This is a genomic window from Nocardia sp. NPDC001965 (assembly GCF_053594175.1).
Genome location: NZ_JBSFDZ010000006.1, coordinates 1 through 16,401, shown reverse-complemented (window position 1 = coordinate 16,401; position 16,401 = coordinate 1). Strand labels below are relative to the sequence as shown.

The 16,401-nt window shown below is 66.6% G+C and carries 12 protein-coding genes; all 12 read left to right on the top strand.

The genetic code is table 11. The features are described 5' to 3' along the window. The first annotated feature begins 171 nt into the window (after window positions 1–171). Window positions 172–1,641 carry a SpoIID/LytB domain-containing protein gene (locus ACWCPQ_RS11755; protein ID WP_449897406.1) on the top strand — a complete coding sequence of 490 codons (1,470 nt, stop codon included), beginning with the start codon at window positions 172–174 and terminating at the stop codon, window positions 1,639–1,641. A 94-nt stretch (window positions 1,642–1,735) separates the two neighbouring features. Further along, on the top strand, window positions 1,736–2,515 hold the full coding sequence (locus ACWCPQ_RS11750) for a MerR family transcriptional regulator (protein ID WP_449897404.1): 780 nt from the start codon (window positions 1,736–1,738) through the stop codon (window positions 2,513–2,515). Between the two features lie 135 nt (window positions 2,516–2,650). Further along, complete coding sequence (locus ACWCPQ_RS11745) at window positions 2,651–3,316, top strand: hypothetical protein (protein WP_449897402.1); 666 nt, start codon at window positions 2,651–2,653, stop codon at window positions 3,314–3,316. 163 nt (window positions 3,317–3,479) lie between these two features. Next, window positions 3,480–4,709: a UDP-galactopyranose mutase gene (glf, locus tag ACWCPQ_RS11740; protein WP_449897401.1), complete on the top strand. Its 1,230-nt coding sequence runs from the start codon at window positions 3,480–3,482 to the stop codon at window positions 4,707–4,709. Continuing rightward, window positions 4,706–6,640, top strand: coding sequence for a glycosyltransferase (locus ACWCPQ_RS11735; RefSeq protein WP_449897399.1), 1,935 nt, complete (start codon window positions 4,706–4,708; stop codon window positions 6,638–6,640). The genes glf and ACWCPQ_RS11735 overlap by 4 nt, the downstream gene beginning before the upstream one ends. Window positions 6,641–6,645: 5 nt before the next feature. Further along, on the top strand, window positions 6,646–7,221 hold the full coding sequence (locus ACWCPQ_RS11730) for a phosphatase PAP2 family protein (protein ID WP_449897859.1): 576 nt from the start codon (window positions 6,646–6,648) through the stop codon (window positions 7,219–7,221). After that, window positions 7,214–8,140: a decaprenyl-phosphate phosphoribosyltransferase gene (locus tag ACWCPQ_RS11725; RefSeq protein ID WP_449897398.1), complete on the top strand. Its 927-nt coding sequence runs from the start codon at window positions 7,214–7,216 to the stop codon at window positions 8,138–8,140. The genes ACWCPQ_RS11730 and ACWCPQ_RS11725 overlap by 8 nt, the downstream gene beginning before the upstream one ends. Next, window positions 8,118–10,076, top strand: a complete 1,959-nt coding sequence (gene zomB, locus ACWCPQ_RS11720; RefSeq protein ID WP_449897396.1) for a flagellar motor control protein ZomB — start codon at window positions 8,118–8,120, stop codon at window positions 10,074–10,076. Before ACWCPQ_RS11725 ends, zomB begins: the two co-directional genes overlap by 23 nt. A gap of 172 nt (window positions 10,077–10,248) precedes the next feature. Then, window positions 10,249–11,331, top strand: a complete 1,083-nt coding sequence (locus ACWCPQ_RS11715) for an alpha/beta hydrolase (protein ID WP_449897394.1) — start codon at window positions 10,249–10,251, stop codon at window positions 11,329–11,331. 304 nt (window positions 11,332–11,635) lie between these two features. Continuing rightward, the gene (locus ACWCPQ_RS11710; RefSeq protein WP_449897392.1) at window positions 11,636–12,685 is read left to right on the top strand and encodes an alpha/beta hydrolase; all 1,050 of its coding nucleotides are present in this window, start codon (window positions 11,636–11,638) and stop codon (window positions 12,683–12,685) included. A gap of 442 nt (window positions 12,686–13,127) precedes the next feature. Continuing rightward, window positions 13,128–14,150, top strand: a complete 1,023-nt coding sequence (locus ACWCPQ_RS11705; protein ID WP_449897390.1) for an alpha/beta hydrolase — start codon at window positions 13,128–13,130, stop codon at window positions 14,148–14,150. Between the two features lie 258 nt (window positions 14,151–14,408). After that, window positions 14,409–16,259 carry an alpha/beta hydrolase-fold protein gene (locus ACWCPQ_RS11700; protein ID WP_449897388.1) on the top strand — a complete coding sequence of 617 codons (1,851 nt, stop codon included), beginning with the start codon at window positions 14,409–14,411 and terminating at the stop codon, window positions 16,257–16,259. The last annotated feature ends 142 nt before the right edge of the window (window positions 16,260–16,401 follow it).

Below are 16,401 nucleotides of genomic sequence, written 5' to 3'. Positions count from 1 at the left end.
ATGACTCGCCCGAAAGCCTCAGGGCGTCTGCGGAACCCGATGGTCATTGCGGTCATGCCGCAGTCGATGAGAGGTCGGCGGATCCGTCCAGGCCCATTACTCGCCTGCGGCGCGACCGCGTTGGCCATCGGTGGAGCGATGCTCGTACCCAGCGCGGGCGAGGTATACCGGATGATTGCCGAAGCCGGTCCTGGACACGGCCGGGGCCTGAGCCAGCACGGCGCGCTGCACAACGCCGACAGCGGGCAGAACAGCGAACAGATCCTCGCCTACTACTACCCGGGCGCCGAACTCGGCACCATCGGACCGGCCACGGTATCGGTCCGCCTGCAAGAGCAGGACAACGCCGACCTGGTGGTCACCTCCGACGCCGGGATGCGACTCGCCGGAGAGGAATTGCGGGCCGGTGAGGCCGTCCGGCTCACCCCGCTGCCCGACGGCGGGGCGCAGGCAGTGATCACCCAGGGCTGTGACGGGCCGGTGCTCCGGGAGAACCCGATCCAGGACCCGTGGGTGTACCCGATCGACCCGGCCCCCGGCCGCCCGGCGGCAGAACATCTGACGCTGTGCGGGGGCGGCGCCTACCGCGGATCGTTGGGCGTGGCCGCCGAGAACGGCGAGACCCGCACGATCAACCGGGTGGATGTCCAGGACTATCTGCTCGGAGTGGTCCCGGCGGAGATGCCGCCCGACTGGGCGCCCGCCGCGCTGGAAGCGCAGGCCGTCGCTGCTCGCTCCTACGCGCTGGCCGAAGCGCGCTGGCCGTTCGCGCAAACCTGCGATACCACCGACTGCCAGGTCTACAGCGGAACCGCGCAGGAAGATCCGCGCACCACCGCCGCGGTGGAGTCCACCGCGGGCCGGGTGCTGCTGCGCGACGGGCGGATCCTGCGCGCCGAGTACTCCGCCGCGCCCGACGGCGGTTCGCCCGCCGATATCCAGACTTTCGAGGTGGGGCCGACACCCGCCGAACTCACCGTGACCACCCCGATGCCGCTGCCGCCGGTGAACCCCGATGTGGCCACCGGACTTCCGGAAGGTGCTGGTCCGGGCACTCCCGATCCTGCCGAACTGTCGCCGGAGGGTACGAAATCGGGCGCGCCGGCACCGCGTACGCCGGAGGGATCGCTCCCGGTCTCCCCGGGCGGAACGCCGCCCATCCCCGGCGTCGCGCCGGGTGCCACCCCGACGCCGATCGAAACGGCCTATGCCGGGATGGGCGGCGCGCACGGGGCGCTCGGGCTGCCCGTCACCCCGGAGCTCCCGCTGCCCGAGAACGCGGGTGAGTACCGGCTGTTCGAGAACGGCGTCATCATCTACACCGCGGAGCTCGGCGCCCAGGTCGTGGACTTCAACACGCTGATGCAGCTGGTGCCGAATCTGACCGACGGAGCGGGTAGCGCGCAGGCCGAGGGCGCGACGCCGGGGGAAACCGAATCGGGCAGCTCCGGGCTCGGTACGGGTGATTCCGGGGCGAGCACCTCGCCGGGCCGCATGCCCGCCGGTCGCGCTGTACCCGGTGATGCGCCGGACCCCGGAACTCGACCGGCCGGTTCGAACCCGCTCGACGGTGACCGGCCCGCGCCCGTACCCGGCGCTGCGCGGATTCCGACCAGGATGGAGACGACCGAGGTGTTCTAGCGCCGCCGCCGTCCCGGGTCGCGACGGCTTGACCTTTACGTTGCGTCAACTTGCACGCTGGTGACACCGACGCGGAACGGAAGAGGTGAAGGTCGTGGGCTCGGGATCCCGAAACGACGAGTGGTCCATCCAGGATCTGGCGAAGGCGGCCGGAACCACCAGTCGCACGCTGCGCCACTACGGGCAGTTGGGTCTGTTGCCGCCCAGCCGGATCGGGGCGAACGGTTATCGCTACTACGACGAGCGCTCGCTGGTCCGGTTACAGCGGATCCTGCTGTTGCGCGAGCTCGGTGTGGGTCTGCCGGTGATCGGGGAGATCCTGGCCGGCGAGCGCGATGCGATCACCGCCCTGCGTGCCCAACTGGACCTGCTGCAGCAGGAACAGGATCGGATCCGCCGCCGGATCGTGTCGGTACACACCACATTGGACAAGCTGGAAAGAGGTGAGCGACTCGTGGCGGCGGAAGTCTTCGAGGAATTCGACCACACGCAGTACAAGGACGAAGTGACCGAACGCTGGGGCAAGGAGGCCTACGAGAACGGTGACCGCTGGTGGCGATCGCTGAGTGCCGCGGAAAAACAGGCATTCCAGCAGACCCAGCTCGATATCGCCGCTGCTTTCGGTCGGGCCCGCAAAGCGGGTCTCACACCGGACAGCCCGGAGGTCCAGGAGATCACCGCGCGGCACTACGAATGGGTGACCGGTGGTTGGCAGGGGCGCCGGCCCTGTGCCGAGGAGTTCACGAATCTCGGTGAAATGTATGTCGCCGACGAACGTTTCGGAGCCAACTACGACGTGCACGCCGCGGGTACGGCGGAACTGATCCGGGACGCGATGCGCATCTACGCCGGGAACAATCTCGAACAGAGGTGACCGGTTTTCCGGACGCCCGCACACGAATATGTGTGCGGGCGTCTTTGTTTCACAATTACGGGGAATTCGGCATGACGGCGACCGCCGGGGGGTGCGCGGTAGAGTGCCCGGAAACCGTGACGAGGGGGAGGTCCCGTGAGTTATCCATATGGTCAGCAACCGCAACAACCGGGGTACCCGGCGCAGTATCCGCCACCCGCTCCGGGCTATCCGGCGCCCGCTTACGGCTATCCGCCCGCGGCGGGCGGATACGGATATCAGCCCGCCCCCAGCGGCGGCACCGGTATCACCGCCGGCATTCTCGCGCTGCTCGGCGGTGTCGCGAGTTCGTTGTCCGCGATCGGCATGTTCGTCCTCGCCGCCGCCACCTCGGAGAGTTCACTGACCAACGGTGCCGCGCTGGCAACGGGGGCCCGCCGCCGCACCAGCTCCAGTTCGAGCTCCAGCGGCGGTGACACCGATATCGATTTCGATTTCGATCTCGCCGGCACCGGTGTGGTGCTGGGGATCGCGTACAGCATCCTCGCCCTGGTGCTGTTGATCGGCGGCATCATGCTGTTGCGGCGCAGTAACACCGGCCGGGTGATGGTCATTCTCGGTTGTGTGCTGTCGATCGTGCTGACGGTCGTGGTCGTGGGTGTCGTCACCGTCGGTGGCGGTATCACCGCTTTCAGCGCTCCGCTCTTCGCGGTCATCACCCTGGTGCTGGCCGCAGTCGGCCCCACGAAGCGGTGGATCGAGGCCGCGCGCGTACCGGTGCCCGCCGGGGGCTACGGCGTCGCGCCGTACGGTTACCGCTGATCGCGACCTCGACGATCGCATTTCAGGACCCCCGGGGCCGGAGTTCACCGGTCCCGGGGGTCCTTTTTCGTCGCGGCCGCCGACGAAGGCGCTCACCAGGTGATACCTCCTACTTCCCGACTCCGGCTGGCGCCGGGAAACGCTTCCGATACGCTGGGCTCCCGTGACCGCCGCATCGTCTCCGGGTAACTCAGATAACACCGAACAGTTCGACTTGATCGTCGTCGGCTCCGGCTTCTTCGGGCTGACCGTCGCTGAGCGCAGCGCGAACTTACTGGGCAAGAGAGTCCTCGTGCTGGATCGCCGCCCACATATCGGCGGTAATGCCTATTCCGAACCCGAACCGGAAACCGGTATCGAGATCCACAAATATGGCGCACATCTGTTCCACACCTCGAACAAGAGGGTCTGGGACTATGTCACGCAGTTCACCGAGTTCACCGGCTATCAGCATCGTGTTTTCGCCCTGCACAAAGGCCAGGCGTATCAGTTCCCGATGGGGCTGGGTCTGGTGTCGCAATTCTTCGGCCGGTATTTCACCCCGGACGAGGCACGTGCGCTGATCGCCGAGCAGGCCGCGGAGATCGAGACCTCCGACGCGCAGAACCTCGAGGAAAAGGCCATCTCGCTGATCGGCCGTCCGCTGTACGAGGCGTTCGTGCGCGACTACACCGCCAAGCAGTGGCAGACCGACCCCAAGGAACTGCCGGCCGGCAACATCACCCGGCTGCCGGTCCGCTACACCTTCGACAACCGCTACTTCAACGACACCTACGAGGGCCTGCCCAAGGAGGGGTACACGAAGTGGCTGGAGAACATGGCCGCCAGTGACCTGATCGAGGTCCGGGTGGACACCGACTGGTTCGACGTCCGCGACGAGTTGCGCGCGCAGAACCCGGATGCCCCGGTCGTGTACACCGGCCCGCTGGACCGCTACTTCGACTACGCCGAGGGAGAGCTGGGCTGGCGCACCATCGACTTCGAGACCGAGGTGCTGCCCACCGGCGATTTCCAGGGGACCTCGGTGGTGAACTACAACGACGCCGATCCGGCCTACACCCGGATCATCGAGCCGCGTCATTTCCATCCGGAACGGGACTACCCGACGGACAAGACGGTGATCATGCGCGAATACTCGCGTTTCGCCAAGACCGGTGACGAACCGTACTATCCGATCAACACCCCTGAGGACCGCGCCAAACTGACCGCGTATCGCGAGCTGGCCAAGCAGGAGACCGCCGCGTCCAAGGTCCTGTTCGGCGGCCGCCTCGGGACATACCAGTACCTGGACATGCACATGGCCATCGCGAGCGCGCTGAACATGTTCGACAATGTGCTGCGCCCGCACCTGGAGACAGGCGCGACGCTGGCCGAGGAGAACAACGACGTATGACCTCTGCATCACTGGCGCCCAGCGCGTCGGCCACCCGCGCGAAATCGCTGCTGCAACGGGTGATCCTGCCCCGGCCGGGTGAGCCGCTCGACGTGCGCACCCTCTATCTGGAGGAGTCGCCGACCAACGCGCGGCGCGCCCACGCCGGTACCCGGACCTCGCTGTCGGTCGGGGCGGAGTCCGAGGTGTCGTTCTGCACCTACTTCAACGCGCTGCCGGCCAGCTACTGGCGACGCTGGAGCATTCTCGACTCGGTGGTGCTGCGGCTGGAACTGGCCGGGCACGGCCGGGTCGATCTGTACCGCTCCAAGGCCGACGGTTCCCGTATCCACATCCGGGGCGGTGAGTTCTCCGTCGCTTCCGGCGACGAGACGGCATCGGTCGAGCTGGAAGCCGATCTCGGCCCGTTCGAGGACGGTGGCTGGCTCTGGTTCGACATCACCACCGATACCGCGGTGACGCTGGTGTCCGGTGGCTGGTACGCGCCGGTCGAGGCGCCCGGTGCGGGCCGGATCGCGGTCGGGATGCCGACCTTCAACCGCCCCACCGACGCGGTCACCACGCTGAAGGCCCTCGGTGCCGATCCGCTGGTGCTGGCACAGATCGACGCGGTGATCATTCCCGACCAGGGCACTCGTAAAGTCGTCGACGAACCCGGATTCGACGAGGCCGCCGCCGTTCTGGGCGATCGGCTCGCCATCCACGACCAGCCGAATCTCGGCGGGTCGGGCGGCTACAGCCGGGTTATGTACGAGGCGCTGAAAACGACCAGTGCCGAATTCATCGTGTACATGGACGACGATATCGAGATCGAACCGGATTCGATCCTGCGTGCGCTGGCATTCGCCCGCTTCGCGAAATCGCCGGTGCTGGTGGGCGGCCAGATGCTCAACCTGCAGGAGCGTTCGCATCTGCACGTGATGGGTGAGGTCGTCGACCGCAATATTTTCATGTGGTCGGCCGCGCCGAATGTCGAATACGACCATGATTTCGCCAGTTACCCGCTGCGCGATCGCGACAATTCGAAACTGTTGCACCGGCGGATCGATGTCGATTTCAACGGCTGGTGGACCTGCGTGATTCCGCGGCAGGTGGCCGAACAACTCGGTCAGCCGCTGCCGCTGTTCCTGAAATGGGACGACGTCGAATACGGGTTGCGCGCCCGGGAGGCCGGATATCCGACGGTCACCCTGCCCGGCGCCGCGGTGTGGCATATGGCGTGGAGCGACAAGGACGACGCGATCGACTGGCAGGCGTATTTCCACCTGCGCAACCGCCTGGTCGTCGCCGCCCTGCACCAGCCGGGTACCGGCCGGGCCATGGTCGTGAACACGGTCAAGGCGACCCTCAAACATCTGCTCTGCCTCGAATACTCGACCGTCGCGATCCAGAACCTGGCGATCCGGGATTTCCTCGCCGGTCCGCAGCGCCTGTTCGAACTGCTGCCGAGCGCGCTCGGCGCGGTGCACGAGCTGCGCAAGCAGTATCCGGACGCGGTTATCCTGCCCTCGTCCACCGAACTTCCGCTGGCCAGCGGGATGGGAGTCGGCGCGGTGGGCGAACCCGCCAACCCGATCGCCAAGATCGTGCGGCTCGGCAAGGGCCTGCTGCACAATCTGCGCCCGGCCCACGAGGAACACCACGACCGGCCGCAGCTGAACGTCCCCACCCTCGACGCGCGCTGGTACCTGCTCTCGCAGGTCGACGGGGTCACCGTCACCACCGCCGACGGTCGCGGCGTGGTGTACCGCAAACGCGATCCGCGGCAGGCCTACGGCCTGCTCCGCGAGGCACTGCGGTTGCGCAAGGAACTCGCGGCGCGGCTACCGGAGATGCGGCAGCGCTACCGGAGCGCGCACGCGGAACTCACCGGCACCGCCGCGTGGGAGAAGGTTTTCGGGATCGACAGCGGCGAGGAGACCCAGCGGTGAACGCGATGAACCCGAGCCTGCAGGATTCGGGGTCCGATCGGACGCCGGTGGAGGTCAAGATCCTCGAAGCGGTCCAGGGCAGCATCGCTACCCCGCCGGTGATCTCGGCCGCGCGCGGAATGTCGCATTTCGGCGAGCACGCGCTCGGCTGGGTCGGGATCGCCGCGGTCGGGGCACTGGTCGACAAACCCCGGCGCCGGCAGTGGGCCGGGGTCGCCGTCGGCGCCGTGGGTGCGCACGCGGCGTCCATCGTGATCAAGCGGATCGTTCGCCGGCCCCGACCGAACGCGCCATCGGTGCAGGTCAACGTATCGACACCGAGCAAACTGAGCTTCCCGTCCTCGCACGCGACCTCGACAACCGCAGCGGCGGTGCTACTCGGAAAACTGACCGGGCTACCCTTGCCTGCGGTGCTCGTACCGCCGATGTTGCTGTCCAGACTCGTGCTCGGGGTGCATTACCCCTCCGATGTGCTCGCCGGTTCCGCGCTCGGTGCCGCGTCCGCCGCCGCCCTGCTCGCCGCCGAAAAGAGACTCGACAGTGACCGCACAAGACGAAAAGGCGCTGCCTGCCATGAGTGAAGAGCCCACCGGCGCCGATCTGGCCGATGCCGAAGTGAAAGGGCCTCCCAAAACACTGGTCGGTGGCCTGATCAAGGCGGCCCGGCCGCGCCAGTGGGTGAAGAACGTCCTGGTCCTGGCGGCGCCCATGGCCGCCGGCTCGGTCACCGATCTCGATGTGCTCGGCAATGTCGCCATCGCCTTCGTCGTTTTCTGCATGGCGGCATCCGGTATCTACCTGACCAACGACGCGATGGATGTCGAGGCGGACCGGGCCCACCCGACCAAGCGGTTCCGCCCCATCGCCGCCGGTGTGGTTCCGGTGAACCTGGCCTTCGTACTCTCGGCGGTACTGCTGCTCGCTTCGCTGGGACTGTCGTTCCTGGCGTCCTGGCAGCTGGCCGTCACGATGGCGGTGTACATCGGGATCCAGCTGGCCTACTGCTTCGGACTCAAACACCAGGTGGTCCTGGACATCTGCATCGTGTCCTCGGGCTTCCTGCTGCGCGCGATCGCCGGTGGCGTGGCCGCCGGTATCCCGCTGTCGCAGTGGTTCCTGCTGATCATGGCCTTCGGATCGCTGTTCATGGCGGCCGGTAAGCGATATGCCGAGCTACAACTAGCGGTGTCGACCGGCGCGAAGATCCGTAAATCGCTGGAGTACTACACCCCCACCTACCTACGGTTCATCTGGAGCCTGGCCGCGACCGCGGTGGTGGTCTTCTACGGTCTGTGGGCCTTCGAACAGGGTGCGGCCAAGGACACCGAATGGTTCGCCCTGTCGATGATCCCGTTCACCATCGCGATCCTGCGCTACGCCGTGGATGTCGACGGTGGTGAGGCCGGGGAACCCGAAGAGATCGCGTTCGGCGATCGCGTCCTGCAGTTGCTCGCCATCGCCTGGATCGGAGCGGTAGGTGTCGCTGTCTATCTCTTCTGACGAGATTGCGGTAGCGGAAACTGAACAGTCCGACGAGCGCGCTGCCACCGAGCAGCCGCGCTCGTCGGGTCGTTCCACCAGGATTTCGCGGGGGATCTTCGCCGGCGGGATCGTGGTGACGGTCGCCCTGTTCGCCTTCGGCGGCTGGGAGCGGCGCTGGATCGCCGACGACGGACTCATCGTCTTGCGTACGGTCCGGAATCTGCTGGCCGGAAACGGTCCGGTCTTCAACCCGGGGGAACGGGTGGAGACCAACACCAGTACGGCATGGACCTATGTCGTCTGGTTCTTCAGCTGGCTCACCCAGGGCCGGCTGGAGTACGTGGTGCTGGGCGTCGCGCTCACACTGTCGCTGCTGGCCGTGGTGTTCGCCATGCTCGGCACCGGCAAACTCTGGGGCCCGGCCTCGTCCACCTTGCTGTTCCCGGCCGGTGCACTGGCATATATCTCGGTGCCTCCGGCCCGCGACTACGTGACCTCGGGTCTGGAGAACTGCCTGGTCATCTGCTGGATCGCTCTGCTGTGGCTGCTGCTGGTGCGCTGGAGCAAGACCGAGGAGCCGAAGGTGCCCGGTTTGCTGGGCCTGGCCTTCCTGGCCGGTCTGGCGCCGTTGATCCGGCCCGAGATGGCAGTGGTGGGCGGTCTCGCGCTGCTGCTGATCTTCTTCGCGCCGATGCCACGCTCCCGGCTGCGGCCGTGGCTGCTGCGGGCTCTGGTGGTGGCGGTCGCCGGTGCGGTCCCGCTGCTGTACCAGATCTGGCGGATGGGCTACTACGGCCTGCCCTACCCGAACACGGCGGTCGCCAAGGACGCGGGCGGGGCGAAATGGGGCCAGGGTTTCACCTACCTCTGGGATCTGGCCGGCCCCTATTACCTGTACGTGCCGCTGGTGGTACTGCTGATCGCCGGTCTGGTGGCCGCGCGATCGCATCACGCGCGCCCCGATGTGGGCACTGCTGCCGATCCCGAGGCCGGACGTTTCCGCCGGTTCCAGGACCGGCTGCATTCCCCGTGGGCAGTGGTCGCGCTGGTGCTCGGCGCCGCCGTGATCCTGACCGTCTACGCGCTGCGGGTCGGTGGCGATTTCATGCACGGGCGCATGCTGCTGCCGCAGCTGTTCCTGTTCCTGCTGCCGGTCTCGGTGATACCGCTGCGGTTGCCGGAGGGCGGGCTGCGGTCGCTGCCCCGCCGTGACGCCCCGGCGTTCGCGATCGTGGTCGTCGCGCTGGTCGCAACGGTGGCCTGGGCGCTGCTGGCCTCGGGTACCACGGCCATCAAAACCGGGACCACGATCAACAAGTCCGGCATCGTGGACGAACGGATCTACTACGTCCTGAACACCGGTCACGACCACCCCATCCGCGCCGAGGACTACCTCGACTACGCCCGGATGCGTCCCATGGTGGAGGCGATCGACAACACCCCCGACGGTGGCCTGCTGCTCAATTCGCCCTCGTTCATGATGTGGTACATCGCCCCGCCGCCGCTGCCCATCCCACCGGGTGGAGCCGGGCATACGGTCTACTTCCTCAACCTGGGTATGACCAGCATGAACGTGCCGCTGGATGTCCGGGTCATCGACCCCATGGGGCTCGCGTTCCCGCTGGCCGCGCATACCGAACGGCTCACCGACGGGCGGATCGGACACGACAAGAGCCTGTATCCGGACTGGGTGATCGTGGAGACCGGCATGGTGGACATCAAGCCCTGGCTGCCCTGGTACATGGACGAGGACTGGGTCAAACAGGCCCGGGTCGCGATGTCGTGCCCGGATACCTACGCGTTGACGCTGTCCTACAAGGGGCCCCTCACGCTGGAGCGGTTCAAACACAATCTGCTGCACGCCTTCGATTTCGCGTCGTACCGTATCGACCGGGTCCCCGAATATGAGATTCAACGCTGTGGTCTTGTCGATCCCATTCCGCCGGTGCGCTGAACTGCGCTTTCCGTCGGCGGTGGGCCGGTTGGGTGCCACGCGTTCGCATTCCTGGTAGGCGGGCGATCTGCGGTCGGGTTAAAGTGCTGGCGTCCGGCCCCGGCTCGTCCGGGGCGGGTGGACCGGTAGTCGTACTGCGCGACCGTGGGTCGCACGACGGAGGGCGGGAACAATGCGAGGGGTTGTCGGTGGTGTCCGGACCGAGCGTCCGCGGCGGCTTGGCAATCGTCTGAAGCGAACGGTATTGCTGTCCTTGGCGGCGCTGCTACCGGTCGGTGCCTCGGTGGCCGGGCCGGCCGCGCCCGCCTCGGCGCAGTTCGATCCCAGCGGTATCGATTTCTGGGTCGATTCGGAGATGGGTCCCATCAAGTCCCGGGTGTTCCGCGCCGCGGACGGCAATACCGGCCGGGTCGTATACGCACTGGACGGGATGCGCGCCCGCGACGACCTCAGCGGCTGGGAGATCGATACCGATATCGCTCGCGAACTGACCAAATGGAATATCAACGTGGTCATGCCGGTCGGCGGCCGCTCCAGTTTCTACGCGGACTGGAACGCTCCCAGCGATTTCTTCGGACTGGGTAGTTCCGGTAGCGCGGGCGGTGCCACCGGATCCGCGGCGGATTCGGGATCGGGTCTGGCGTCCGGTTCCGCTGCCGGGGTCGGCCGCACCACTACCTACAAGTGGGAATCCTTCCTCTCCCGCGATCTGCGCTGGGCGCTGCGCGATCGGCTCGGCTTCAACCCGAACGGCAACGGCGTGTTCGGGCTGTCGATGGGCGGCAGTGCCGCATTGGCGCTGGCGGCGTACCACCCCGACCAGTTCCGTTACGCCGGCTCCTATTCCGGATATCTGAATGTGTCCGCACCCGGTATGCGGGAGGCGCTGCGGGTGGCGATGCTCGACGCCGGCGGCTTCAATATCGACGCCATGGCACCGCCGTGGAGCCCGCAGTGGCTGCGGATGGACCCGTTCGTTTTCGCGCCGATGCTGCGCGCCAACAACACCCGCTTGTGGGTTTCGGCGGGTAGCGGCCTGCCGGCCGCCACCGACGGCCTGGATTTCAACACGATCAACGCCATGGGTCTGGAAGCGCTCGCGCTGGCCAACACCCGGGCGTTCCAGGTGCGGATGATGTCACTGGGGGCGACCAACGCGACCTACGACTTCCCGGCTGTCGGCGTACACAACTGGCGCTACTGGGCGACCGAGGTGTACCGGATGATCCCCGATATGTCGGCGAATATCGGCTGATCCGTCCGGAGCCGCTGGTCGTCGGCCCGGCAGAACAAACCGGTCGGTCTCGTTGCGGAATCGTTGCCGGAGCGGGCTGTGGCCCGCTTCGGCGACATTCGCGTATACAGCCCACCGATGCGGGTGTGACCTGCGACACTATCGGGCAACATGAACGCGCGGTTGACCGATTGATCCACCAGGAACATGTATCCAGATAACGGCTTCCGGTTTCTCCGGGCGCCGTGATCTATGTATCCGAGATGGGGCCGGTAAAGTAGCTCGTAATTTGCTATCCGGCTGTCCAGGCGAAAGGTCTAGTCGAATGCGAAGTGCGCGCAGGCCCGGATCGGTGCGAACCCACCGCTGGGCGCAGCGGTGGGCGATGGGGGTGGCCGTGGCGCTGCTGGCCCCCCTCGCGGTGGCGTTGTCCGATGTGGCCCCCCGGGTCGAAGCGGCCCCGAACCCGGCGGGTTTCGACTTCTGGGTCGATTCACCGGAGATGGGCCCGATCAGGTCACGGGTCTTCCGGGCCAAGGACGGCAACACCAATCGGGTGGTGTACGCCCTCGACGGTATGCGCGCTCCCGAAAGCCACAGTGGGTGGGAGAACGACACCAATATCGCCAACGCGCTGACCGACTGGAATATCAACGTCGTGATGCCGATAGGCGGTATGTCCAGCTTCTACGCGGACTGGAACGCCGCCAGCTCGTTCTTCGGCCTTCCCCCGACCGGTTCCTCCTCCGGATCCGGCGCCCTCAACACCATTTCCGAGGGCCCCGGCAAGAGCTACCGGTACGCCTGGGAGACGTTCATCAACCAGCATCTGCGCTGGGCCCTGAACAGCCGGCTCGGTTTCAATCCGAACCGCAACGGTATCTTCGGCCTGTCGATGGGCGGCAGCGGCGCGCTCACCCTGGCCGCCTACCATCCCGACCAGTTCAGCTTCGCGGGGTCGTACTCCGGCTACCTGAACATCTCCGCGCCCGGTATGCGTGAGGCCATCCGGGCCGCCATGGTCGACGCCGGCGGCTACAACGTGGACTCCATGGCGCCACCGTGGGGCCCGCAGTGGCTGCGGATGGATCCGTTCGTCTTCGCGCCGCTGCTCCGCGACAACAACACCAGGTTGTGGATATCCGCCGGAAGCGGCCTGCCCGGTCCCGCCGACGGGTTCAACGGCAATACGGTCAACGGTATGGGCCTCGAAGCGCTCGCGCTGGCCAACACCCGTTCTTTCCAGGTTCGGATGATGACGCTGGGCGCGAACAATGTCACCTACTCGTTCCCGGCAACCGGTATTCACTCCTGGACGTACTGGGAAGCCGAGGTGTATCGGATGCTCCCGGATTTGTCGGCGAATATCGGATAACGGCAGTTCGGGGTCCTCTTACCGGGGCCCCGAACCCAGCACAGTGTGCCCGCCCCGGAGGACTCCTCCGGGGCGGGCACACTGCTGTCGATAGGAATTCGTCTCCCGGTTCTTAATCCGTTACACAACCCAGGTCGGAGCGCGATTTCGATAACGGCCGAATATCCCGGCCCGCCGAGACATCAACGCTTCGGCAAGGTATCGTCACGGGGCGATCACAGCGGTTCTCGCGGCGGATTTCGGCCATCCGATCAGCACGGCCTTGCTTAGGCTCGATGAGGTCGAATAAGGTCCAGCGAGCACATCTGTGACCAGATCGTTGTAGCGCTGGCGGCCCCGTGGTTGGTCGGGACCCGGCCGCCGGCGCCGCCGAGCAGAAACGGGGTGTTGTCCGCACAGCGGTAGCGAACAACACCACAACAGCAGAAAGAGAGCAGAATTCATGCGTTTCGGCAGGGCAGCCGGCCCGAAGAGAAGTACCGGGCCCTCGCGGGCACCCCGCGGTTGGCGTAACCGGATTCTGGCTATCGGTGCGGCAGTGCTCGCGCTACCGGTCGCGGCAGGTATCGCGGCCCCGACTGCCGCGCTGGCGTCGCCCGCGGCACCGGTGAAGCGTGGCGCTTTCGAAGAACTGCTGGTTCCCTCGAGCATGGGGCCGATCAAGGTCCAGGTGCAGTGGGCGGCCCGCGGCGGCAACGCCGGGCTCTACCTGCTCGACGGTCTGCGTGCCCGTGACGACCGCAATGCCTGGTCGTTCGAGACCAATGCGCTGCAGCAGTTCGGCAACGACAACATCTCCCTGATCATGCCGGTCGGTGGCCAGGCGAGCTTCTACGCCGACTGGTATTCGCCCAGCAACACCAACGGTCAGAAGTTCACCTACAAATGGGAGACCTTCCTGACCCAGGAGCTGCCGGCCTTCCTCGAGGGCCACGGCGTCTCGCGCACCAACAACGCGATCGCGGGCCTGTCCATGGGTGGTAGCGCCGCCCTGGCCCTGGCCGCCTACCACCGCGACCAGTTCCGTTCGGCCGCCGCATACTCCGGGTACCTGAACATCTCGGCGCCGGGTATGCGTGAGGCCATCCGGGTCGCCATGCTGGACGCGGGTCGCTTCAACGTCGACTCGATGGCCGCCCCGTGGAGCCCGGCGTGGCTGCGGATGGACCCGTTCGTCTTCGCCCCGCAGCTGCGTGGCCTGCCCATGTACATCTCGGCGGCCAGCGGCCTGCCCGGGCCGTACGACAAGCCGGCCGGTGCGGTCGGTGCGTTCAACACCGGTAACGCCATGGCGCTGGAAGCTCTGTCGCTGGTGAACACCCGGGCCTTCCAGGCGCGGCTGAAGACCCTCGGCATCAATGCCTACTTCGACTTCCCGAGCGTGGGTACCCACTCCTGGAAGTACTGGGAAAGCCAGCTCTTCGCCTCGCGCAAGATGTTCCTGGATTCCACCAACGGCTGGTGATCGACGGTATGCATGTATCCATGCAGCATGGGCGAGGGTCCTACGTGGTTACGCTCCGCTACCGCCTCCGGGCCTGACTCGCCCATGCTGATCGGTTGCCGCTGAACCGATAGCTCTGCCCGACGGCGCCACCTGCTTCGTATCGAAGCAGGTGGCGCCGTTGTCGTATGCGGACCCGGTAGGCGTGAACTGATTCGCTGCCCGCGCGTCTTACCGCATATCCGCATGCCACGGCGGTACAAACAGTGGGTGGCAGCGATGACACGCGTTACCGGGGGGACACCAGGCCGGTTCCGTGGACGGGCCCGGCGGCAGCTGACGGCCTGGGCGGCCGCGCTCGTGTTCCCCTTCGCCGCCGTCCAGGTCCCCGCGCTCGCCCAGCCGACCGCCGCCGCCGCGCCCGCGACGATCCGCAATGTGGTCTGGCATACCGACCGCGACGTGGCCGTCTGGGTGAATTCACCGGCCATGGGCACCCCGATCCAGGTCCGGCTGCTGCTCGCCCGCGACTGGAACACCCAACCGGACGCGAAGTTCCCGGTGCTGTACATGCTCGACGGACTGCGCGCCACCGACGACGAAAACGGCTGGATCAAGGAAGCCGGCGCGGTGGATTTCTATGCCGACAAGAACACCACCGTCGTCCTGCCGGTCGGCGGCCGATCGAGTTTCTACTCCGACTGGCTGCGACCGGACAACGGCAAGAACTACAAATGGGAGACTTTTCTCACCAAGGAACTCCCGCCGCTGCTGGAGAGCCAGTGGCGCGCCACCTCCACCAGGGGAATCGCCGGACTGTCCATGGGCGGAACGGCCGCGATGTTCCTGGCCGCGCGCAATCCCGAGTTCGTGAAATACGCCGCCTCCTTTTCGGGCTTTCTCACCACCACCAGTCTGGGTATGCCGCAGGCTATTCGGCTGGCAATGGTGGACGCCGGTGGCTTCGACTCCGCGGCGATGTGGGGACCGCCGGGGAGCCCGCAGTGGGAAGAACACGACCCCCTGCTGATCGCCGATCGGCTGAAAGGAAAATCGCTCTACATCTCCAGTGGCACCGGCGCCTCCGGCAAACACGACGAGGGCTCCGAAATACCGGGTGTGAGCACGAATATGTTCGGGATGGGCCTGGAGACATTGGCCCTGCTGACCTCACAGAACTTCGTGGAGAAAATCGGCGAACTGGGAATCCCCGCGACTGTGAACTATCGGGCGGCCGGCACGCACACCTGGCCGTACTGGGATTTCGAAATGCGCCAGTCCTGGTCGCAGGCCGCCGGTGCGCTCGGCGTACCCGCCGCGAAACCGGAATGCGCGGTCGGCGGCGCCATCGCCGCGGTCACCGCGGGCAACGCCTGGCTGGGCGACTGTCTCACCGGCGAGTACCAGGTGCCCGGCGGCCTCGCCCAGGACTTCCGGCACGGCCGCATCTTCTACTCCCCGGACGGCGGCGCGCACCCGGTGGCCGGCCGGATCGGCGGCGGCTACCAGGCCGTGGACGGTCCCCGCAGCGCCCTGGGCCTGCCGGTCGGCGGGGAACAGCCACTTCCGGACGGACGAGGACGCTTCCAGGCGTTCCAGCACGGCTCGCTGTACTGGACTCCGGAAACCGGTGCGCAGATGGTGCGCGGGGCGATACTCGACGAATGGGGACGGCAGGGTTTCGAAGGCGGCCCCGCCCGCTATCCGGTCGGCCCGGAGGTGAAAACCCCGAACCGAGACGGTGCGGTCCAGTCCTTCGAGGGCGGACCTTTCTACTTCAGCCCCGCCACCGGCGCACACCGGGTCGAAGGCATGATCCTGGGCAAATACGCCGAACTCGGTTTCGAGAACAGCTGGCTGGGTTTTCCGGCCGCACCCCAGCTGCCACTGAAGGACCTTGGACAGTTCTCCCGGTTCGAAGGCGGCTCCATCTACTGGAGTCCGCTTTCCGGAGCCTGGGGAGTGCGCAACGGTCCGATCATGGACGCCTGGCGAGATGCGGGATACGAAGGCGGCCGCATCGGATTCCCGATCAGCGACGAATTCGCGATCCCCGGTGGAGTCCAGCAGAACTTCCAACGAGGCTTCATCACTGTCCGGGACAACCGCGCCGAAGTGCACGGAGGCTGAGTTTATTCAGCGGCGCCTGCGGCGCCGCGGGTCGAGGCCCCCTGGAGTCCCGTCGCGCCCACGATTTCGCCGAAGCGGCATCGTGAAACCCGCCCGTACAGGGCGGGCGACCGGACCGTTTGACCAGGCGATCATCGCCGGC

Excerpts from the sequence above, each read along its gene's own strand:
- ACWCPQ_RS11755 (WP_449897406.1), top strand. The coding sequence starts at position 172 with ATGATTGCCGAAGCCGGTCCTGGACACGGCCGGGGCCTGAGCCAGCAC.
- ACWCPQ_RS11735 (WP_449897399.1), top strand. The coding sequence starts at position 4,706 with ATGACCTCTGCATCACTGGCGCCCAGCGCGTCGGCCACCCGCGCGAAA.
- ACWCPQ_RS11730 (WP_449897859.1), top strand. The coding sequence starts at position 6,646 with ATGAACCCGAGCCTGCAGGATTCGGGGTCCGATCGGACGCCGGTGGAG.
- ACWCPQ_RS11725 (WP_449897398.1), top strand. The coding sequence starts at position 7,214 with ATGAGTGAAGAGCCCACCGGCGCCGATCTGGCCGATGCCGAAGTGAAA.
- ACWCPQ_RS11715 (WP_449897394.1), top strand. The coding sequence starts at position 10,249 with ATGCGAGGGGTTGTCGGTGGTGTCCGGACCGAGCGTCCGCGGCGGCTT.
- ACWCPQ_RS11710 (WP_449897392.1), top strand. The coding sequence starts at position 11,636 with ATGCGAAGTGCGCGCAGGCCCGGATCGGTGCGAACCCACCGCTGGGCG.
- ACWCPQ_RS11705 (WP_449897390.1), top strand. The coding sequence starts at position 13,128 with ATGCGTTTCGGCAGGGCAGCCGGCCCGAAGAGAAGTACCGGGCCCTCG.
- ACWCPQ_RS11700 (WP_449897388.1), top strand. The coding sequence starts at position 14,409 with ATGACACGCGTTACCGGGGGGACACCAGGCCGGTTCCGTGGACGGGCC.